This is a genomic window from Hoyosella levis (assembly GCF_026008515.1).
Classification (GTDB): domain Bacteria; phylum Actinomycetota; class Actinomycetes; order Mycobacteriales; family Mycobacteriaceae; genus Lolliginicoccus; species Lolliginicoccus levis.
Genome location: NZ_BQYM01000004.1, coordinates 70,696 through 89,508 on the forward strand (window position 1 = coordinate 70,696; position 18,813 = coordinate 89,508).

General features: G+C 67.9%; 18 protein-coding genes. 9 read left to right on the forward strand and 9 right to left on the reverse strand.

Annotated elements, in window-relative coordinates:
* Positions 1–16: 16 nt before the first annotated feature.
* A complete protein-coding gene (locus QC765_RS05635; RefSeq protein WP_278313460.1) occupies positions 17–556 on the forward strand; it encodes a serine/threonine protein kinase in 540 nt (179 codons plus the stop codon).
* Positions 557–655: 99 nt separating this feature from the next.
* Here QC765_RS05635 and QC765_RS05640 read toward each other — a convergent pair whose 3' ends face one another.
* Complete coding sequence (locus tag QC765_RS05640; protein ID WP_278313461.1) at positions 656–1,942, reverse strand: Ig-like domain-containing protein; 1,287 nt, start codon at positions 1,940–1,942, stop codon at positions 656–658.
* A 262-nt stretch (positions 1,943–2,204) separates the two neighbouring features.
* Here QC765_RS05640 and QC765_RS05645 point away from each other — a divergent pair, with 262 nt between their 5' ends.
* Positions 2,205–3,023, forward strand: a complete 819-nt coding sequence (locus QC765_RS05645; protein WP_278313462.1) for a siderophore-interacting protein — start codon at positions 2,205–2,207, stop codon at positions 3,021–3,023.
* A gap of 193 nt (positions 3,024–3,216) precedes the next feature.
* Here QC765_RS05645 and QC765_RS05650 read toward each other — a convergent pair whose 3' ends face one another.
* From QC765_RS05650 to QC765_RS05665, 4 genes are all read right to left on the reverse strand, one after another.
* Positions 3,217–3,645, reverse strand: a complete 429-nt coding sequence (locus QC765_RS05650) for a type II toxin-antitoxin system Rv0910 family toxin (protein WP_278313463.1) — start codon at positions 3,643–3,645, stop codon at positions 3,217–3,219.
* A gap of 49 nt (positions 3,646–3,694) precedes the next feature.
* Entirely contained in the window at positions 3,695–5,218 is a 1,524-nt protein-coding gene (locus QC765_RS05655) for a carboxylesterase/lipase family protein (RefSeq protein ID WP_309297292.1), read from the reverse strand.
* Positions 5,219–5,422: 204 nt separating this feature from the next.
* Positions 5,423–7,048 (reverse strand): monocarboxylic acid transporter, encoded by a 1,626-nt coding sequence (locus QC765_RS05660; protein ID WP_278313464.1) that lies wholly within the window; start codon positions 7,046–7,048, stop codon positions 5,423–5,425.
* On the reverse strand, positions 7,045–7,422 hold the full coding sequence (locus QC765_RS05665; protein ID WP_278313648.1) for a DUF485 domain-containing protein: 378 nt from the start codon (positions 7,420–7,422) through the stop codon (positions 7,045–7,047). Before QC765_RS05665 ends, QC765_RS05660 begins: the two co-directional genes overlap by 4 nt.
* A 397-nt stretch (positions 7,423–7,819) precedes the next feature.
* Here QC765_RS05665 and QC765_RS05670 point away from each other — a divergent pair, with 397 nt between their 5' ends.
* Positions 7,820–8,392, forward strand: a complete 573-nt coding sequence (locus QC765_RS05670; protein WP_309297293.1) for a TetR/AcrR family transcriptional regulator — start codon at positions 7,820–7,822, stop codon at positions 8,390–8,392.
* Positions 8,393–8,983: 591 nt separating this feature from the next.
* On the opposite strand, the gene QC765_RS05675 is transcribed toward QC765_RS05670, so the two are convergent.
* Genes QC765_RS05675 through QC765_RS05690 form a run of 4 tightly spaced genes read right to left on the reverse strand, consistent with a single transcriptional unit; the run spans position 8,984 to position 13,105 of the window.
* A complete protein-coding gene (locus tag QC765_RS05675; RefSeq protein WP_278313465.1) occupies positions 8,984–10,750 on the reverse strand; it encodes a sodium/solute symporter in 1,767 nt (588 codons plus the stop codon).
* A gap of 2 nt (positions 10,751–10,752) precedes the next feature.
* Positions 10,753–11,118, reverse strand: coding sequence for a DUF485 domain-containing protein (locus QC765_RS05680; RefSeq protein ID WP_278313466.1), 366 nt, complete (start codon positions 11,116–11,118; stop codon positions 10,753–10,755).
* Entirely contained in the window at positions 11,115–11,921 is an 807-nt protein-coding gene (locus QC765_RS05685) for a LytR/AlgR family response regulator transcription factor (RefSeq protein WP_373876697.1), read from the reverse strand. Before QC765_RS05685 ends, QC765_RS05680 begins: the two co-directional genes overlap by 4 nt.
* Positions 11,921–13,105, reverse strand: coding sequence for a sensor histidine kinase (locus QC765_RS05690; protein WP_278313468.1), 1,185 nt, complete (start codon positions 13,103–13,105; stop codon positions 11,921–11,923). The genes QC765_RS05685 and QC765_RS05690 overlap by 1 nt, the downstream gene beginning before the upstream one ends.
* 124 nt (positions 13,106–13,229) lie before the next feature.
* Between QC765_RS05690 and QC765_RS05695 the strand changes: the two genes are divergently transcribed.
* From QC765_RS05695 to QC765_RS05720, 6 genes are all read left to right on the forward strand, one after another.
* The gene (locus tag QC765_RS05695) at positions 13,230–14,114 is read left to right on the forward strand and encodes a hypothetical protein (RefSeq protein ID WP_278313469.1); all 885 of its coding nucleotides are present in this window, start codon (positions 13,230–13,232) and stop codon (positions 14,112–14,114) included.
* Between the two features lie 160 nt (positions 14,115–14,274).
* A complete protein-coding gene (locus tag QC765_RS05700; RefSeq protein WP_278313470.1) occupies positions 14,275–15,168 on the forward strand; it encodes a DUF7847 domain-containing protein in 894 nt (297 codons plus the stop codon).
* Positions 15,169–15,455: 287 nt separating this feature from the next.
* Positions 15,456–16,205, forward strand: coding sequence for an amino acid ABC transporter ATP-binding protein (locus QC765_RS05705; RefSeq protein WP_278313471.1), 750 nt, complete (start codon positions 15,456–15,458; stop codon positions 16,203–16,205).
* Positions 16,206–16,276: 71 nt separating this feature from the next.
* On the forward strand, positions 16,277–17,164 hold the full coding sequence (locus tag QC765_RS05710; RefSeq protein WP_278313472.1) for a glutamate ABC transporter substrate-binding protein: 888 nt from the start codon (positions 16,277–16,279) through the stop codon (positions 17,162–17,164).
* Between the two features lie 46 nt (positions 17,165–17,210).
* Positions 17,211–17,861, forward strand: a complete 651-nt coding sequence (locus tag QC765_RS05715; protein WP_278313473.1) for an amino acid ABC transporter permease — start codon at positions 17,211–17,213, stop codon at positions 17,859–17,861.
* On the forward strand, positions 17,858–18,796 hold the full coding sequence (locus tag QC765_RS05720; RefSeq protein WP_278313474.1) for an amino acid ABC transporter permease: 939 nt from the start codon (positions 17,858–17,860) through the stop codon (positions 18,794–18,796). Before QC765_RS05715 ends, QC765_RS05720 begins: the two co-directional genes overlap by 4 nt.
* The last annotated feature ends 17 nt before the right edge of the window (positions 18,797–18,813 follow it).

Sequence of the window (18,813 nt, forward strand, 5' to 3'; positions counted from 1 at the left end):
GGGAAGGGATGGTTCCGTGCGAGCTAGCTGGGATGGCTCTCCCTATCCGGATCCCGAGACGTTTCTCGCCCCGCTGGGCGAGCCCAATGACAGTGAACGTTCCCCGCGGCGTGCGCCGGTGATCGCTGCCAGCCTGCTTGCGGTGCTCGCTACTGGAATTGCTGTCCTCGCGCTGTGGCAACCCGCATCGCCCGCCGAGGACACGGCTGAGCGATCCGAGGTGGAGCTCGCTGTGGGCGTGCCCATGACCCGCCCCTCGTGTGGCAGTTCCGGTGCCATCGGAATCGTCGTGCTGGGCAATGCCGTCACGCCGGGCCAGTACGACGAGGAGATCCAGCGCCTGCTCGATGAGAATCCGGGGGCGCACTACCTGCGCACGGACCGGGCTTGCCCGTCGCTGCGGCAGTCCCTGGATGGGCACCCGATCTACGCGGTGTTCAAGTTCGCGGGCACGACCAAGGAGGCGATGTGCGAAGCGGTGCGCAACGCCGGCGATGGGGCCTACGGCCGCTGGCTGAGCACCACGCATGCCCCGGACGAGCTCGTCACCTGCTAATCCCGGGCGCGGAAAAGCCTACGGAACTCAACGGAAAGCGCTCGGGACCGGGCACCATGGTTGAGTCTCGTAGGCTTTTGCGGCGATGGCGCTGGCGCTCTACTGCCCCGTAGGACCGTCGCCCTCCTCGCTACCGTCGCCCTCCTCGCTGCCGTCGAGCCAGGCATCGGAGATGGTGAGGGTGATATTCCGCTGCTCGCCGGGCTCGTCGAGGTCGGTGAGGGCGTGCTTGATGGGCCCGAGCATGGTGCCGAAGCCGTAGCAGCCGAGCGGCAGCGTAGCGGTGGCGGTGCCGTCCTCGCCGGTGACAATGGTGTCGACCCGGCGGCTGAGGTTGTCGTCACTGGCGGTGGTGCACTGGTCGAACTCGCCGATGTTGACGGTGATGCCGGGCACGGGCGTGCCGTCCGCGGTGGCTGTGGTGACGGTGAAGGAGCCCGTGGCGGGTGGGTTGCCGCAGTTTCCGGGCTGCTCGCAGGGCTTCCACACTTCGATCGGGATGTCGGCGAATCCGGTGGCCGCGTCGAAGCTCACGGCCTTGCTCGTCATTGCCCAATCCGTGGATCCCTCGATCCCGGTCGCGGCATAGCAGGCGGGACCGAGCGCGAGCGGGATGCGACCGTTGTCGAACGAGGGGGGCGTGATGTAGCCGGGGCCGTCGGTTCCGCAGCGCAGGAGTCGCACTTGCAGGCCCGCGAGGGGCTCTCCCGTGTCGGCATCGAGAACGCGCAGGCTGCCGATTTGCCAGTCGTCGCCGAGGCCGGGTGGTCCGTCGAGGAACTGGAGCTCGCCGCTAGCGGTGGCGTTGGCCTCGCGGAGCTCGACCCAGTGCATGTCCAACGGCGCGGGATACGCGTTGTCAGGCACGTCATTGATGGCGTAGTGGAAGCAGCCGGGAGCGACTTCGAGCGTGGCGTATCCGGCAGCGTCGGTGACGCCCCGATAGGTGTCGACGATGGTCGAGTCGGGGGCCGAGACGCACGGCTCCATCCGCATCGCCTGCACCGTGACCCCAGCGATGGGCCTTCCGGCGAGAGTGCGGGCAGCGATGACGAGCGTGGACGTGGGGCCGGAGACGTCTGTCAGTTCGGGCTTGTCGGCGTCCGGCTTGGTGCCATCGGGCTTCGTTGCCGGGGCAGCGTCACCGGGAGTGTCGCCCGACGTGGCGCGGGCGGGGGCTGTCGCGAAGCCCGATGTCTCGCGCGTGCTGCTCCCCTCACCGTCATCCAGGCCTGGATCGTCGTCGTCGGCCGACGGGCTGCTGCTGGGCATCGTGCGCTGGTCGTACTGGTAGGACAGTGTGCCGGTATCGTTCGCGCACGCTGCCGCGGAGAGAGCGAGAACGAGCAATCCTGCTGCTGCGGCTCGGTGCTGGCGTCGCGCCACTGGAACTCCTCTGTGCTGGGGATCACGGTCGTACTCGTTACATCGCGCGGTCGACATCGAGGCGTTTCACAGTTTGCCCAGTTCACCGGGGATCGTTACCGGCCCGTTGCCGGTTGCCCACCATCGGGAGGGCACTTTGTTCGCTATGCCGCAGCGGGGATTTGCGAGGTGCATGGCCCCGTGCGGGCAGTCCTGCATGGCCCGCACTAGCAAGGAGAACTATGGTTATGCTTGCCTTACGCAGCCGAACCGGGGAGGGGCCATGTCCAAGCGGGGGAAGTACATCAAGCCAGCGCACCGCGAGATCCTGCGGGCCGAGGTGATCGCCTCCAAGCAGACGAGCACCGGGTTCGCTCGTGTCACGCTCGGGGGCGAGGATCTGCGCCGGTTCACGCGCATGGGCCAGGACCAATGGTTCCGGCTGTTCCTCCCCGCCCCCGACGGCACCCTCCGGCTGCCCACCCTGACGAGCAACCTCTGGTACGCCCAGTACATGCTCATCCCGCAGCAATCGCGGCCGCTGTGCCGCAACTACACGGTTCGAGCATTCCGGCCTGCCAGCAACGGAGCCACCGGGGCCGAGGGCCCCGAGCTCGACATCGACTTCGCGCTCCACCGTGACGCGGAAGGTCAGCTCGGCCCCGCAGCCCAGTGGGCGCTCGATGCCCGGCCCGGCGACCAGGCCACGATCCTCGACGAGGGCTACATCTTCGAGCCGCCCACCGGCTCGGAGTGGAACCTGCTCGTCGGCGATGAGACGGCCTTGCCCGGCATCATGGGCATCCTCGACTCCTACCGATCCTCCGCTCCCCCGCGCCTTGCCCCGCTGCGGGTGATCGTGGAGCTCGCGCAGGCCGATGACATCCCCGAGCTCCCCGACCTGCCTGGCATCGACGCGAGCTGGGCATGCCGCGACCAGGGCGAGTCCGCGCTCGACCTGCTCGCATCGACACCTCTGCCGCGCACCCCCGGCTACGCATGCCTCGCCGGCGGCCACCAGCTCGTCACCCGCGCCCGTCGCGACCTGGTGGCGCGCGGCATGCCCAAGCAGCAGATCGTGTTCACCGGCTACTGGCGGTAGCGGTCCTTGGCCCGGTGCAGCTCGCGCCTCACGCCTCGCCGGCGGCCCGGCCTCGCGGTAAAAGCACCGGAAACCGCCAAACGCGATAGAAGCCAACCCGGGATTCGGGCAGCTTCTATCGCGTTTGCGGCCAGCGGCCCCGCGAACCGAGACCACCACCCAACCGCCGCGGCCCGCCAACCCGGCCGCGAGATCACGCCATGGCGTCGAACTTCTCCAGGGACTTGCGCAGGTCACCCTTGAGCGCCTTGGACACGCCGAACCCGACCGGCCCAGCGACGAGCGGCCCGGAGAACTGGACATCGAGCTGCACGCGTGAGCCAGCCTTGGCCGGAGCGACCTCGAGGGCAAGGGTGATCTTGGTGCCACCGACGCCATGGCCGGACAGTGCCACGCGGCGGGGCTCGTCATACTCCTCGACGGTCCAGTCGATGCGGTTGCGCATGCCCTTTACCGATATCACCGACGTCGCGGTGGTGCCGGGGCCGAGCTGCTCGGGGAGCTCGCCGCGCCAGCCATCGTGCAGCAGCAGCCAATCGCCGTACCGGGAGAGGTCGGATGCCCGCTCCCAGGCTTCCTGCGGGGTGAAGTGCGTATCGAGGGCGACGCTGGTGCTAGCCATGCGGGACTGCCTTTCGGAAGTGGTTCCGGGCACCGTGGCGCGGCACGGCTCACCGGTAGGTCTGGTACCCGTTCCAGGCTAGGCGGCAAGCGGCCCGCGGGTCGCGATCGACGCGATCCTCCTGATCAAAGATCTTCGTGCGACGGGTGGAGGTGTCGTAGCGTGGCCAGTCCGGCCGGGGCGCGCCCGTATGCGCGAAATGTGTCCAGTGCTCGCGCATCCGCTGGCTCACCGCAGCGAGATCCCGGCGTCCCCCGACGGAGGTGAGCACTCTCGCGGCGCGGCTGTCGAGGGTGCCGAACACCGCGGGCAGATCGGTGGCGTGGGTGGCACCCATGCGCAGCAGGCGCAGCATGCGCGGCGCGAGGTCATAGCGATACATGAAGGTGGGTGCTGCGGCACTGTGCCCGGAAGCGGCCTCGATGGAGGGCTGCCAGAACATCGCGTCTCCACCGAGCTCGATGGCGGCCCGGCGCCCCGGATAGCCCCGGTAGGCATTGATGACGGCATCGCGGCGAGCTGGATCGGTGCGGGCGAACATGCGCTCGATCGATGGCACCGAGGTGGGGATGACCTCCGGGCCCCGCGCGAACAGCGCGCCCTCCCGGTCCGTCGTGCCGATCAGCAGCGGCACGGCTGACGCTCGTCCACTGGCCAGCACGTCGAGGGGGCGTTCGGGCAGGAGGTCATCGAGCACATGGCCAAATGCCATGGCTCCCGGCGACGCCCGCACCACACGGTGCTTGAGCTCATCGGCGGCGGCGACGAACTCCGCGGCGGAGATGCCCCGCAGCACCTCGGCGGCGTGGTCCTCGCAGACGCCGAGGATGTCGAGGAACTCGGCCGCGACAGCGCGTGCCCGCTGCGGCTCGTAGGCGGTGGCGATGGCGGGGCTCTGCGCGATGGCCCGGTGGAACAATCCCTGCGCGCGGGGCGAGGCGAGGAGCGCGGTGACGGCGATGCCGCCCGCGGATTCACCGAAGATGGTGACGTTGCCGGGGTCGCCGCCGAACGCGGTGATGTTGTCTCGCACCCATTCGAGCGCGGCGATCTGGTCGCGCAGGCCGAGGTTGGTATCGAATGCCTGCCGCGAGCTTGCGTAGCTGGAGAAGTCGAGGAAACCGAGCGCGCCGAGCCGGTAGTTGAACGAGACGAGGATGACGTTGCCGTCGCGGGCGAGCGTGCTGCCGTCGTAGATGTCGAGGGCGGCCGAGCCGCTGGTGTTGGAACCGCCGTAGATGTAGACCATCACGGGTAGCGGCTCCCTGCGGGCACCGGCGGGCGCGGTCACATTGATGTTGAGGCAGTCCTCGCTGAGCTCGACGTCGTCGCCCGGATCAGCGAGCTTGCGGGACACTTCCTGGGGCGGGATGGGACCGAACCGCGTCGCGTCGCGGATGCCGCTCCATGGCTCGGGTGGCTCGGGAGCACGGAAGCGCAGGTCGCCGATCGGTGCGGCCGCATACGGAATGCCCCGCCACAGCGTCACGCCGTCGACCATGGTGCCGCGCACGCGTCCACCGCCGAGGGTGGTCTCGACGGCGGTCCTGGACATGTCGAGCTGGCCGGTCACGCCCTCCACTGTGCTGATCCCGGGTGCGGGCTGTCCACGCCGGAGCAGGGTTCGAGACCAGAGAGATACCTGGCAGTGACCCAATCGTCGCCCAGGCTTGTTACGACTCACACCGCGACCTCGAGGGGGCATGGGTCACAGCATGCCGCAACGGGCGCCGGAGCGTGGTGCGGCTCCGGCGCCCGTTGCGGGGCTGGGCGGGATTCAGTGCGAGATGGCCTTCTCGGCACCTACGCCCGTGAGGGACCGGACCTCCATCTCGGCGTTCTTCGCGGCGTTGCCCTGGTCCGAGGAGAGGACGGAGCCGAGGTAGCCGAGGAGGAAAGCCAGCGGGATCGAGACGATGCCGGGGTTGGAGAGCGGGAACCAGGCGAAGTCCATCGACGGGATCATCGCGGTGGGCGAGCCCGACACTGCCGGGGAGAAGACGATCAGCACCAGCACGGATCCGAGTCCGCCGTAGATGCTCCACAGGGAACCGGTGGTGTTGAAGCGCTTCCAGAACAGCGAGTAGAGGATCGTCGGCAGGTTCGCCGAGGCGGCGACAGCAAAGGCCAGCGCCACGAGGAACGCGATGTTCTGGCCGTTGGCGAGGATGCCGAGCACGATGGCCAGCGCACCGATCACCACTGCCGTGATGCGGGAGACCCGCACCTGCTGCTTCTCGTCGACATCACCGTTCTTGATGACGTTTGCATAGATATCGTGGGCGAACGACGCCGAGGCGGTGATGGTGAGCCCCGCGACGACCGCGAGGATCGTGGCGAACGCGACGGCGGAGATGATGCCCAGCAGGATCGTGCCACCAAGCTCGTAGGCGAGCAGCGGCGCGGCGGAGTTCTGTCCACCGGCAGCCCCGAGGATGCGCTCGGGGCCGACGATCGCGGCGGCGCCATAGCCGAGGACGAGGGTGAACAGGTAGAACGCGCCGATGAGGGCGATGGCCCACACCACCGAGCGGCGGGCTTCCTTCGCGGTGGGCACGGTGTAGAACCGCATCAGCACGTGCGGCAGCCCAGCGGTGCCGAGCACGAGGGCGAGGGCGAGGGACAGCATGTTGAGCTTCGAGATCTCGCTGCCGCCGAACTGCGCCCCGGGGGCGAGCACGTCCCGGCCTCCCTCGACCGAGCTGTTGACGGTCTCCTGCGCGGAGCCGAGCAGCCCGGAGATGTTGAAGCCGAACTTCCACAGCACCAGGGCCGACATGATGCCCGCGCCGGTGATGAGCAGGATCGCCTTGATGATCTGCACCCAGGTGGTGCCCTTCATGCCGCCAACGAGCACGTAGACGATCATCAGCGCGCCGACGACCGCGATGATCAGTGACTGGGTGGCGCGATCATTGATGTCGAGCAGCAGCGCGACGAGGCCACCGGCACCGGCCATCTGGGCGAGCAGGTAGAACAGGGAAACGGTGAGGGTGGATGCGGCCGCGGCGGTGCGCACGGGCTTCTGCTTGAGCCGGAAGCTCAGCACATCCGCCATGGTGAACTTGCCGGTGTTGCGGAGCAGCTCGGCGACGAGCAGCAGCGCCACGAGCCAGGCGACGAGGAAGCCAACCGAATAGAGGAAGCCGTCATAGCCAAAGACCGCGATGGCTCCCGCGATGCCGAGGAACGAGGCGGCGGACAGGTAGTCACCGGCGATGGCGACTCCGTTCTGCGGGCCGGTGAATCCACGGCCACCGGTGTAGAAGTCAGAGGCGGTCTTGTTGGTGCGGCCCGCGCGAATGACGAAAGCCATCGTGGCGGCGACGAAGAGCGCGAAGATCGAGATATTGATCAGGGGGTTGCCGACTGCCGCGGTAGTGCCCTGGGCGAGGAGGTTCATGCTGCTGCTCCTTCCATCTCGTCACGGATGGCGGCGGCGCGCGGATCGAGCTCGCGGTTGGCGAACACGATGTACCAGGCGGTGATGCCGAACGTGGTGACGAACTGCGCGAGGCCGAGCAGGATGCCGATGTTGATGTTGCCGAGCACCGGGGTGCCCATGAAGCCGGTGGCGTAGATGCCGAGCAGCACGTAGAGCAGGTACCAGCCGATGAAGAACGCCGTCATGGGGAAGACGAAGCGGCGCAGCCTGCGGCGCAGTTCCTGGAACTCCGGGCTGGCCTGCATGCGCTCGAAGTCCTCGGGCGATGGGGTCCTCGGCTGCCCGGCATGCGGGGGCGGGGATGCGGGTGCGGCGGACGGTGCGGGGGGCACTGCGTCCACCGTCCCGGTGCGGGATGCGGGCGGGGTGGTCACTGCGGCTCTCCTCGACGTTGGGATGCGATATCCCGACGGTAATGAGATGCAGGTCACAAGAAATGGGTGTGGCGCGCATCACGGGTCGAGGGGTTGATCCGTGCGACGAGCGGCTTGGCAGCCACGACGAGCGGTCGGGCGCCGCGGGCCGTAGAGCCACGTGGGCGGCGCGCGGATCGCGGGTTGCCGGGATCGCCTTGCCCTCGCCCACCAAAGCGCGGACTATGGGGTAGAGCATATGGGTGATGGCGTCCCAGGCAACTACCTGCGCTAACCGCACCACTAAGCTGATCAACACTCTGCCGCGCGGCCCCACGCGGCACACGGACGCATCGCGGCAAAGGGAGGCCAACCAGTGGCACCGCAGAGCAACACACGGCAACGAATGCTCACCAGCGCGGTCGAGCTGCTGCAGGAGCGCGGCGCCGCCGGGGTCACCATCGACGCCATCCTCGCCCGCAGCCAGGCCCCCCGCGGATCCGTGTACTACCACTTCCCCGGTGGCCGGAACCAGATCATGACCGAGAGCCTCAGCATCGCCGGCGACACCATTACCGCCATCATCGACGACTCCGCCCGGAAGGGCCCCCTCGCTACGCTTCACACCGTCGGCAGGTTCTGGAACCGCATCCTCCGCGATAGCGACTTCGCTGCGGGCTGCCCCGTCGCCGCTGCCGCGGTTGGCGGCTCGCCCGACGACCAGCACCTCGCGCCCATCGTCGCCAATATCTTCACTACCTGGCACACCGCTCTCGCCGAGGCTCTCGAGGACAGCGGCGTGGAGCATGGCCGGGCCAACCGGCTCGCCAGCACCGCGATCGCCGCTATCGAGGGTGCCGTGATCCTCGCCCGCTCCGCTCGCTCCACCGACCCCGTGGATGACATCATCACCGAGCTCGAGGCCATGCTCGCCAGCGCCATGACGTAGCCCGCTGATCCTGAAGTTGCGATCCCTGGTCACCGCAAGCGAGGGGTGGCAATCACCCCCTAGCGCAGCGCGATTTTCTCACCGAGAATCAGGCAATTCTCTACCGCGAGCGAGGGATTCTTTTATCGTCAGTATGTAAATAACAATGTGTGGATTAATTGGGCTCGCGATAATTCAAACCAAGCCCCTGTGCATACGCTCTAGCGATTTCCATCCTGGACAAAAAGTCCGGCCCGCCCCCAGCGAGGACAGGCCGGACCAGCACTTCGATGCTCAGGAGGCGAAGCCGCCCTCCGCGCCGCCACCGCCGCCGAGGAAGGCGGAGAAGAAGTCGGTGACGAACGAGAACATGGTTTCCGCGCCGCCGCCGAGAAGAAGTTCAATGGACATGCGATTCCTCCATAGATTGTGGTACGTGAGCTTGCCTTCAGGCCTGCAGAACCTCTAATGATTAGAGCACACCGGAAAGCATGTTTCGAGAAATAGAATAATCAAACGCGTACATTTTAAATGATCCCAATCATCGGGCTCGCGCACCACTATTTGGGAATGGTCGCATCCTTGTCCCCCAGCGCGGCCAGGGCCACCACCTCACCCCCACCGCTCGGCGTCACGGTCGCGCACCATGCCGAACCGCTCGGGCACGTGCATGCGCGCGAGCACCGCAGCGACATCGTCGCGCACCGAGGCACGGGTGGCGAGACTGACCCCGACCATCACGGCGAAGGCCAGCGGGACTGTCCACGCTGCAGGATGCGCGAGGAGAACCGCTCCCCAGCCCGTGCCCGCGCCGCCGCGCGCCACCACGACGAGCACGGCCGCGAGGCTCGTGGTTCCCCCCGCGACGAGACCTGCCACAGCCCCGGCCACCGTCAGCCCGCGCCACCAGATGCCGAGGAGCAGCAGGGGCGCGAATGTCGAGGCTGCGACGGCGAAGACCATCCCGATGGATTGGGAGATGTCGAGGCGCGTTCCCGCGAGGGCGAGGCCCATCACCACGATCCCGGCCGCGAACGCACTGATCCGGAAATCCCGGACGGAGCCCCGGAGCACATCGGTGGAGATGACGCCCGCCGCGCACACGAGCAGCCCGGAGGCAGTGGAAAGGAACGCGGCGATCGCGCCCGCAGCCACGAGCGCGGCCAGCATTTGCCCGCCGATCCCGTCGAACACCGCGGTGGGCAGGAGCAGTACCGTGGCGTCGGTGGCGCCGGTGAGCAGCACCTGGGGCACATAGGTGCGGGAGAGCGCGCCGAGCAGCACGGGGAACAGGTAGAAGACCGAGAGCATGGCGATGACGATCAGGCTGGTCCAGCGGGCGAGGCTGCCGGTGCGGTTGGTGTAGAAGCGCACTAGCACATGGGGCAGCCCGAGCGTGCCGAGGAAGATCGCCAGGATCACCGAGTACACCTCGTACAGCGCGAGCCCGGCACCCTCGCCATCGCTAGCGCCCAGCCCGGAGCCGGGGCGCAGCCAGTCGTCCGCGCTGCCGGGGATCCCGGCGATCGTGGGCATCGCCTCGCCTGCCCGCAGGCGCAGTTCCGTGCCCTCGCCGAGCTCGTGGCGGCCAGCATCCAGCGCGACGGCGCCGTCGACCGCCACGCCGTCGACCTGGCCCGTCACGTCGAGCACGGTGGACGCCTCGATCTCTACGAGAACGCCGTCCGCGATGGTCACGGTGAGATCGCTCGGGGCGCGGGGCGGCATCGGCTCCCCCACCGGCTGCGGGGCGGCCAGGAAGTGCATGCCGATAGCCAGTGCCGGGATCGCGATGGCGGTGAGCTTCAGCCAGTACTGGAATGCCTGCACGAACGTGATCGACCGCATGCCCCCGGCGATCACGTTGGCCATCACGATTCCCGCCACCGCGACCACGCCCACCCATTCGGGCACGCCCAGCATGATGCGCAGCGCGAGCCCCGCCCCGTGGAACTGCGGCACCATGTACAGGCCCACGATCAGCACGACGAGAATCATCGCGAGCAGGCGCAGCCGCGCGGAGCCAAGCCGGAACTCCGCGAAGTCCGGCACGGTGTAGGCGCCGGAGCGTCGCAGTGGCGCGGCCACCAGCATCAGCAGGAACAGGTAGCCGGCGGTGAAGCCCACCGGATACCACAGGGCATCAGCACCGTGCTTGGCGATCAAGCCAGCCACGCCGAGGAACGATGCGGCCGAGAGGTACTCGCCAGAGATCGCCGCGGCATTCGTGCGTGGCCCCACGCTGCGCGCCGCCACCAGGAAGTCAGACGTCGTGCGCGCGAGCCGCACACCGAACGCGCCGATCACCACGGTGGCGAGGGCGGCGAGCAGCACGGCCGCGAGGACGAGCATCGTGCCGACGGAGCCGGTGGCGGGCATGGTCAGTCGTCGACCAGTTCGCTGAAGCGCTGCTCGTTGCGCTCGGCCTGCCTCAGGTACAGCCAGCCCACGCCCAGCAGCAACGGATAGACCGCCCCGGCAAGCAGCAGCCATGGCAGCAGCACGCCGCCCACAGTTACCGCGGCGAGGCCAGGCACCAGCACGAACGCGGCGGGCAGCACCAGCACGCACGCGAGCACGAGGGCGGCCATCCGCAGCGCGAGGCGTCGTTGCGTGGTCATCAGTCCGCGCACGAGCACATCCCCCACCGCCGTGCTCTCGGTGAGCTCGACGCGGGTTCGCACGGGTCGAGCACCGGCCCGGGCAGAGAGCACCACGCGCTCGCGCTGGGGCCGCGGCCGCGTCATCGGTCCTGCCAGGACTGCTTGTGACTGCGCACGAGCAGATCCTTGAGCGCGCGCGTGTGGCGACGGCTCACTGGCAGCTCCACGGGCCGGAGGTCGCGCTCGCCCCGCAACGCAACGACATACCCGCTGCCCACCGACCTCAACCCGGTGACCAGCCGCAGTGATACGAGGTAGGAGCGGTGCACCCGCACGAACCCGGCGGCGGCCCATCGCTCCTCCAGCGCGCTGATGGGGATGCGCACGAGGTGGGAGCCGCCGGTGGTGTGCAGGCGGGCGTAGTCGCCGTCGGCCTCGACCCAGCCGACCGAGGAACGTCGAACAAGGGTAGTGGTCCCGCCTAGCTCGACGGGGATGACCTCATCGGACGGCGTGGCCGCGCGCGGTGGAACGGCGGCATGCTGCGCCTGGCGGGCCCGTTGCTCCAGGATCCGGTCGATGGCCTGCACGAGCCGGGGCACACGGATCGGCTTCAGCAGGTAATCCACCGCACCGATGTCGAACGCGTCGACGGCGCGGTCCTCGTGCGCGGTCACGAAGACCACGAACGGGGGCTGCTTGAACTCGCTGATGATTCCCGCGAGCTCCACCCCGTCGAGCCCGGGCATGCGGATATCGCTGAACACGGCATCCACCCGCTCGGTCCGCAGCAGCCGCAGCGCGGTGGTGGCATCCCGGGCAGCGTGAACAGTGCCGATATGAGGCTGGGCACTGAGCAGGTAAACGATTTCATCGAGCGCGGGTGCCTCATCGTCCACGGCCAGCACGGTCAGCGGCGCCGCATCGGTGGTCGTCATGCGATCCATCATGCCCGCACCCCGGGACGGAATTTGGGAAGTCGCAGAATCACTTTGGTGCCCGCGCCCGGTGCTGTTTCCACGATGATCCCGTACTCGTCGCCGAACACTTGCCGCATGCGCTCATCGACATTGTTGAGGCCCACATGGATATCGGCGGGGTCATGGTCGAGCTCCCCCGACCGCAACCGCTGCGGATCCATGCCCGCGCCGTCGTCCTCGATCGTCAGCAGGCATTCCGGGCCCGCATCGGCAGCCGTGATGGTGACGGTGCCGCCACCTTCCTGCCCGGCGAGGCCATGCCGAACGGCGTTCTCCACGAGCGGCTGCAGCACCAGGAACGGGATCACGATGCCCAGCGTCTCGGGGGCGACGTGCAGGCGGGCGCGCAGGCGATCACCGAAGCGGGCCTGCTCGAGCGCGAGGTAGCGCTCCACGTTCTGCAGCTCCTCCGCCAGGGTGGTGAACTGCCCCGCCTTGCGGAACGAGTAGCGCGTGAAGTCCGCGAAATCGAGGATCAGCTCGCGCGCGCGATCGGGATTGGTGCGCACGAACGCGGCAATGGTGGTGAGCGCGTTGTAGATGAAGTGCGGGCTGATCTGGGCGCGCAGGGCCAGCATCTCGGCGTGGGCCAGCCGCTCGCGGGAGGCATCGAGCTCGGCGAGCGCGAGCTGGCTCTCCACATAGCGGCCCACCTCGGTCAGCGTGCGCAGGAGGCCAGGGGTGGGGCTGGCGCGCAGGACAGCGACGAGCACACCGATGCACGCGCGATCATCGCTGGCGCCATCGGAGAACAACGGCTGGCACACCACCGCGCGCGCAAGGCCGTCGCGAGGGTCCGCGAGGTGCTGCCGCCCCGTGCGGGCGCTAGCGGCAGCGGCGTCGAGCAGCGCTTGGCGGGAGATGCCAGCGGCGTCCCCGTCGAGCGCGAGCAACGTGCCGTGCGCATCACACAGCGCGACGGCCCGGGCATCGATGAGCTCCCGCAGATAGGGCGCGGCATCGGCGGCGCTCTTCTCCGTGAGCCCACCGGTGAGCGCGCGGGCCGCGGCCCCGGCGGTGGCCAGCGCGGCATGCACGGCACGCTCGGCCGGGGTGGTGAATCCAGCGCGGGATCGAAGCCAGGCGGCGATCGCCAGGACCGCGACAACGGCCAGCCCGACGGTGACGAGCACCGCCACGATGGAGGACATGCCTGCCAGTCTGCCGATCCGGTGCCGACTTGTGATGCAAACGGTGTCGTTCGTGTTGCTGTGAGTCCCGACGTTGACCAGACTCTAGTGCAATGCCCGGATCGACCGACGCAAGGAGCACCGCATGACGCAGTACCCGCCGCCCCCGCCCGGGAGCAACCCCTGGGGCAACGAGCCCCAGGACAACGATCCGCAGAACAACGATCCCCAGGGCAACGATCCCTACGGCAATGGCCCTCAGGGAACCGGCCCCCAGGGCGACAACCCCTACGGCGGCTACCCGCCACCACCGCCGATCGGAGGCGACAGCGGCGCCGGCTACCCGCCACCGCCCCCGATGGGCGGCCAGGGCTACGGCTACAACCCCCAGGGCGGCTACCCCGCGGGTGGAGCCGGAGGCTTCGATGTGATGGAGGCCGGTCGCTGGGCATGGAGCCGCTTCGCCGACAACGCCCCTGTATGGCTCGGCTTCGTCGCCATCCTCGCGGTACTGCAGATCGTTAACTTCGTCGCCGGGCTGGGCCAGGACCAGGGCTCCATCGGGGTCTCGCTACTCACCTTCCTCGTCGGTGTCGCGGGAACCGTGATCGGCTGGATGATGCTGCGAGGGGCCCTGCTCACGGCTGATGGCCGCAAGCCCGCCTTTGGCGAGTTCGCGCAGCTCAACAACATCCTCCACGTGGTGCTGGCCTCGATCCTCGTCAGCATCATGGTGGGGATCGGGCTCATCCTGCTGATCCTCCCTGGCCTGGTGATCGCCTTCCTCGCCATGTTCACGATCCACTCCGCGCTCGACAACAACATGGACGTAATCAGCGCGATCAAGAACTCGTTCTCGCTGGTGTCCTCGAACGTCGGCCAGGCGCTGCTGCTGGTCCTCGCGTTCATCGTGCTGGGCATCCTCACGCTGATCACCTGTGGACTCGGCGCCTTCGTCACGATCCCCCTGGGCACGATGATGTCGGCGTATGCCTTCCGTACGTTCTCGGGTCGCCAGCCGGTACAGTAATTCCTATCCGGGACCTCCATGCTGGCGCGGGATCTTGTCATCCCGCGCCAGCATTCTTTCCGCCACTACGGTGGTGGCAAGAGACCATGCTCGCCCTCACGGCCTGCGAGGCGACGCGTGTGCCCGCCCGCCTCAGCGGACGACCGAAGGAACAGGATCCATGACGAACGACTTCCCCGGTGACAGCCCGTCCTCGAGCGGGGAGGGCTTCCCGGCACCCGAGAACATCCCCCAGCCGGGCGCCACACCCACGCCGGGGGGCTACCCGCACCAGGGCGAGTACCCGCCACCGGGTGGCTACCGCGGCGAGGGCCTGCAACCGCCACCGGGCTCCTACCCGCCCGCTGACGATGCGCCGGTGCAGTACGGAGTGTCGTCGGGCCATCGGCATTTCCCGTCCCTCCGGCGCAGCGACGCCGAGACCCCGTTCCGGATCCGCCAGCTGCTGAAGCTCTCCTGGCGGCGCTTCGTCGCCAACGCCGGGGCCTGGCTCGGTTTTGTGGTGCTCGCCATCATCGTGACCGGCCTGGTGGCGTTCCCCCTGTCGCTGGTGTTCTACGCCCCGCTGGAGAGCACCACGGCCGGCCCGATCCTGGCGGTCTCCCTCGCTGCTGCGGGCACGGCGCTCTTCGTGCTGCTCGGCATCCTGGTGCAGGCCGCCATGGTCAACGGCGCGCTCGCGGAGAGCTCGGGGCAGCGGCCATCCCTGCGCGAGTTCGTGCGGATCCCGAACCTGGCGCAGGTCGTGCTCACCGCGATCCTGGTCACCGCGATGACGTTCCTCGGCACGCTGCTGTGCATCGTTCCTGGCCTGCTCGCGGCGTTCTTCAGCATGTTCGCCGTGCACTACGTGATCGACCGGGGCGAATCCGCAGTGGACGCGATCCGATCGAGCTGGCGGACCGTGGGCGCGAACGTCGGGCCACTGCTGATCCTCACCCTCGTCCTCTACGTCATCACCGTCGCCGGCGTGGTGACGATCATCGGCATGCTGGTGGTCGTGCCGTTCTCGATGATCGCCGTCGCGCAGGCCTACCGCACCGTCGCGCGCTGATACCGGGCTAGGCTCCCTACGCCGGGGCTGGGTCGCTGCCGCCCAGGCTGGGGCGCCCCCGGAAGTGTGCGGTTTTGCACCCTCCCAGTCGCGAAACAGGGTGCAAGACTGCACACTTCCGAGCCCACCGCGCTAGCCAACCGCGCGCTAGCCACACCCCCAGCCGGGCGCCCCGCCACCTCGAAGCAGCGGTTCGAGTGATTCGGTTTGCCGCATTCCGGTAAACATTCCAGACCAATTTCGATGATCATCACGCCGGCGCTTCACGTCGCGCCTAGAGTCGGCGCATGACCGATTCTCGCGAACCGCTCGTCGTGCTCGAGAGCGTCAACAAGCACTTCGGCGACCTGCACGTGCTGCAGGAAATCAACCTGACTGTCCGGCGCGGCGAGGTCGTTGTGGTCATCGGCCCATCCGGATCCGGGAAGTCCACGCTATGCCGTGCCATCAACCGGCTCGAGACGATCGACTCCGGCACCATCACCATTGATGGCAAGCAACTGCCCGAGGAGGGCAAGGAGCTCGCGCGCCTCCGCTCGGACGTGGGCATGGTGTTCCAGTCGTTCAACCTCTTCGCCCACAAGACCGTGCTCGACAATGTCACCCTCGGCCCCATCAAGGTCCGCAAGATCAACAAGGCCAAGGCCGTCGAGCGGGCCCGCGAGCTGCTCAAGCGGGTGGGCGTGGACGCGCAGGAGCGGAAGTTCCCCGCGCAGATGTCGGGCGGGCAGCAGCAGCGCGTCGCGATCGCCCGCTCGCTGGCGATGGACCCGAAGGTGATGCTGTTCGACGAGCCCACCTCCGCGCTCGATCCGGAGATGATCAACGAGGTCCTTGACGTCATGACAGCCCTCGCGAAGGAGGGCATGACGATGGTGGTGGTGACGCACGAGATGGGATTCGCGCGCCGCGCCGCCGATCGGGTGGTGTTCATGGCAGACGGGCAGATCGTGGAGGAGAACACTCCCGAGGAGTTCTTCACCAATCCACGCAGCGACCGCGCCAAGGACTTCCTGTCGAAGATCCTCGCCCACTGACTCCCGACCGCCCTGACCATCCAAAGCCCTGGCCCCGAAAGCCCTGTCAACGAGAAGCTGGGACATCGCCAATGAATCGTCGAATAGTCGCCGGCGCGGCGGCACTGATGATGATGCTCACCGCGTGCGGCAGCGTCAGCGGCACTGACATCGAATCCCGCGTGCCCGTGGCCGAGGATCCATCGTTCCCCGAGGGCACCACCATGGCCCGCATCGTCGAGGACGGCAAGTTCCGCGTGGGCATCAAGTTCGATCAGCCCGGGTTCGGGCTGCTGCGCCTCGAAGGTGGGTTCACCGGCTTCGATGTCGAGGTCGCCCAGTTCGTCGCTGCGGGCCTCGGGTTCGAGCCCGAGGAGATCGAGTACTACGAGGCGCCGTCGCAGCGCCGCGAGGAGCTCATCGAGTACAACAACGTCGATATGGTCGTCGCCACCTACACGATCAATGATCGACGGCGCGAGCGCATCAGCTTCGCTGGCCCCTACTACTTGGCGGGGCAGCAGCTCATGGTCGCCGCTGACGATCAACGCATCACGGGGCCCGAAGCATTCCGCGAGTACCCCGACGCGAAGGTCTGCTCGGTCACCGGTTCCACGCCCAGCCAGACCATCCAGGAGTACCTGGGAAGCAGGGATCAGCTCGTGCTGTTCGACGTGTACTCCAAGTGCGCCGACGCGCTGCGCACGGGGCAGGTCGATGCGGTCACTACCGACAACGTGATCCTGCTTGGCCTGGTCGCGAAGTCCGACGGTGAGTTCAGGATGGCTGGGCAGCAGTTCACCGATGAGCCGTATGGCATTGGCATCCCCAAGGGTGATGTCGCGTTCTGCGAGTTCATCAACGAGCAGGTCCGTCTCGCCTACGAGTCCGGCGCGTACACCGAGGCGTGGGAAGCCACTGCCGGTTCGGTAGAGGGCGCGCAGACCCCCGAGCTCCCGGAGCCAGACCCATGCACCTGACCTGCTACCGCCCTGAATCCCGCGCGACGATCGGAGGAACGATTCGATGAGCGCGATAACCGACAACCTCGACCTGTACTGGTCGGGCTTCCTCACCTCCGTGGGCATCTGCTTCTTCGGCCTCGTGGGATCCCTGCTGCTGGGCACCATCATCGCGACGTTCCGGGTCTCCCCCATCCCGATCCTGCAGTGGGTCGGCTCCGCGTACGTGACGATCGTCCGCAACACCCCCCTCACGCTGGTGCTGTTCTTCTTCGCGTTCGGCCTGCCCGAGATCGGCATCAATAGCTCGTTCTACCGGTTCGGGCTCGCTGCGCTGATCATCTACACCTCGGCGTTCGTGTGCGAGGCCATCCGCTCCGGCATCAACTCGGTGCACGCCGGGCAGGCCGAGGCGGCGCGCTCCATCGGCCTCGGTTTCAGCCAGTCCCTCTCGCTGATCGTGCTTCCCCAGGCGCTTCGCACCGTCGTGCCACCACTGGGCAGCGTGCTCATCGCGATGTTCAAGAACTCGGCGGTCCTCGGCGCGTTCGGTGTCGGCGGTGATCTCTGGAGCACCGGGCTGAACCTGTCGAGCGCCCAGGGCTACGCACCGCTGCCCGTGTTCGTCGGAGTGGCGATCGGCTACCTGTGCATCACCATCCCGGCAGGCATCGCCCTGCAGGTCATCGAGCGGAAGGCGGCGATCGCACGATGAGCACGCCCACCATCTCACCCGGCCAGCAGCGTCCCAGCGGCAAAGCGCCCGAGCGCAGCGCCACCGTCCTGTTCGATGCGCCCGGGCCCCGTGCCCGGCGACGTATCGCGATCTTCACCGTCATCGCGGTCATCGCGGTGCTCGGCATCGTCGGTCTAGCTCTGTTCCGGCTCGTCGATGGCGGGCAGTTCACGTGGGACAAATGGGCGCCGCTCCTCGACCCCACCCATGACAGCTTCGTGCATGTCTGGGCGCGGCTCGGGGACGGGTTCCTCCGCACGCTCCTCGCCGCGGCGCTAGCCATCGCACTGTCCCTGATCATCGGCGTGGCCATCGGCGTCGCCCGCCTCACCGCGGGCAAGTTCGCCAGGCCGCCCATCGTCGCGGCCATCGAGCTGCTGCGCGGTCTCCCCGTCATCCTCGCCATCTACCTCGTCTCCCGCATCGCCGACGAGATGCGCGTCGGGATCCCACTCCCAGGTGGCGCCGAGTTCCGGTTCGACCTCGATGTGCTCCCCGGCGGCGGCCTGCTGTGGGTGCTCGTCATCGGCCTCACCGCCTACAACTCGGTGATCATCGCCGAGATCGTGCGCAGCGGCGTGGTCTCGCTCCCCCGCGGGCAGAACGAGGCAGGGCTCGCGCTCGGCCTCACCCGCTGGCAGAGCCTCCGCATGATCCTGCTGCCGCAGGCATTCCGTGTCATGCTGCCCGCCCTGATCAGCCAGCTCGTCGTCGTGCTGAAGGACACCTCGCTGATCGCGGTGCTCGGTGGCTACATCGAGCTGCTCAAGATGAGCCGCCTCGTCATCGAGAACCTGTCCAACCCCATCCAGGTCTACATCGTGGTCGCCGCGATGTTCATCCTCACCAACTACGCGCTCACCAAGCTCGCGCAGTACGTGGAGAAGAAGGTCGCTGCCCGCACCAGCGGATAGGTGGCCGGTCGCTGCGA

What these genes read in the sequence shown, in the direction of transcription:
- QC765_RS05720 (WP_278313474.1), top strand. Translation starts at nt 17,858, where the DNA reads ATGAGCACGCCCACCATCTCACCCGGCCAGCAGCGTCCCAGCGGCAAA.
- QC765_RS05685 (WP_373876697.1), bottom strand. Translation starts at nt 11,921, where the DNA reads ATGGATCGCATGACGACCACCGATGCGGCGCCGCTGACCGTGCTGGCC.
- QC765_RS05715 (WP_278313473.1), top strand. Translation starts at nt 17,211, where the DNA reads ATGAGCGCGATAACCGACAACCTCGACCTGTACTGGTCGGGCTTCCTC.
- QC765_RS05680 (WP_278313466.1), bottom strand. Translation starts at nt 11,118, where the DNA reads ATGACGCGGCCGCGGCCCCAGCGCGAGCGCGTGGTGCTCTCTGCCCGG.
- QC765_RS05705 (WP_278313471.1), top strand. Translation starts at nt 15,456, where the DNA reads ATGACCGATTCTCGCGAACCGCTCGTCGTGCTCGAGAGCGTCAACAAG.
- QC765_RS05645 (WP_278313462.1), top strand. Translation starts at nt 2,205, where the DNA reads ATGTCCAAGCGGGGGAAGTACATCAAGCCAGCGCACCGCGAGATCCTG.
- QC765_RS05690 (WP_278313468.1), bottom strand. Translation starts at nt 13,105, where the DNA reads ATGTCCTCCATCGTGGCGGTGCTCGTCACCGTCGGGCTGGCCGTTGTC.
- QC765_RS05660 (WP_278313464.1), bottom strand. Translation starts at nt 7,048, where the DNA reads ATGAACCTCCTCGCCCAGGGCACTACCGCGGCAGTCGGCAACCCCCTG.
- QC765_RS05710 (WP_278313472.1), top strand. Translation starts at nt 16,277, where the DNA reads ATGAATCGTCGAATAGTCGCCGGCGCGGCGGCACTGATGATGATGCTC.
- QC765_RS05675 (WP_278313465.1), bottom strand. Translation starts at nt 10,750, where the DNA reads ATGCCCGCCACCGGCTCCGTCGGCACGATGCTCGTCCTCGCGGCCGTG.
- QC765_RS05650 (WP_278313463.1), bottom strand. Translation starts at nt 3,645, where the DNA reads ATGGCTAGCACCAGCGTCGCCCTCGATACGCACTTCACCCCGCAGGAA.
- QC765_RS05700 (WP_278313470.1), top strand. Translation starts at nt 14,275, where the DNA reads ATGACGAACGACTTCCCCGGTGACAGCCCGTCCTCGAGCGGGGAGGGC.
- QC765_RS05695 (WP_278313469.1), top strand. Translation starts at nt 13,230, where the DNA reads ATGACGCAGTACCCGCCGCCCCCGCCCGGGAGCAACCCCTGGGGCAAC.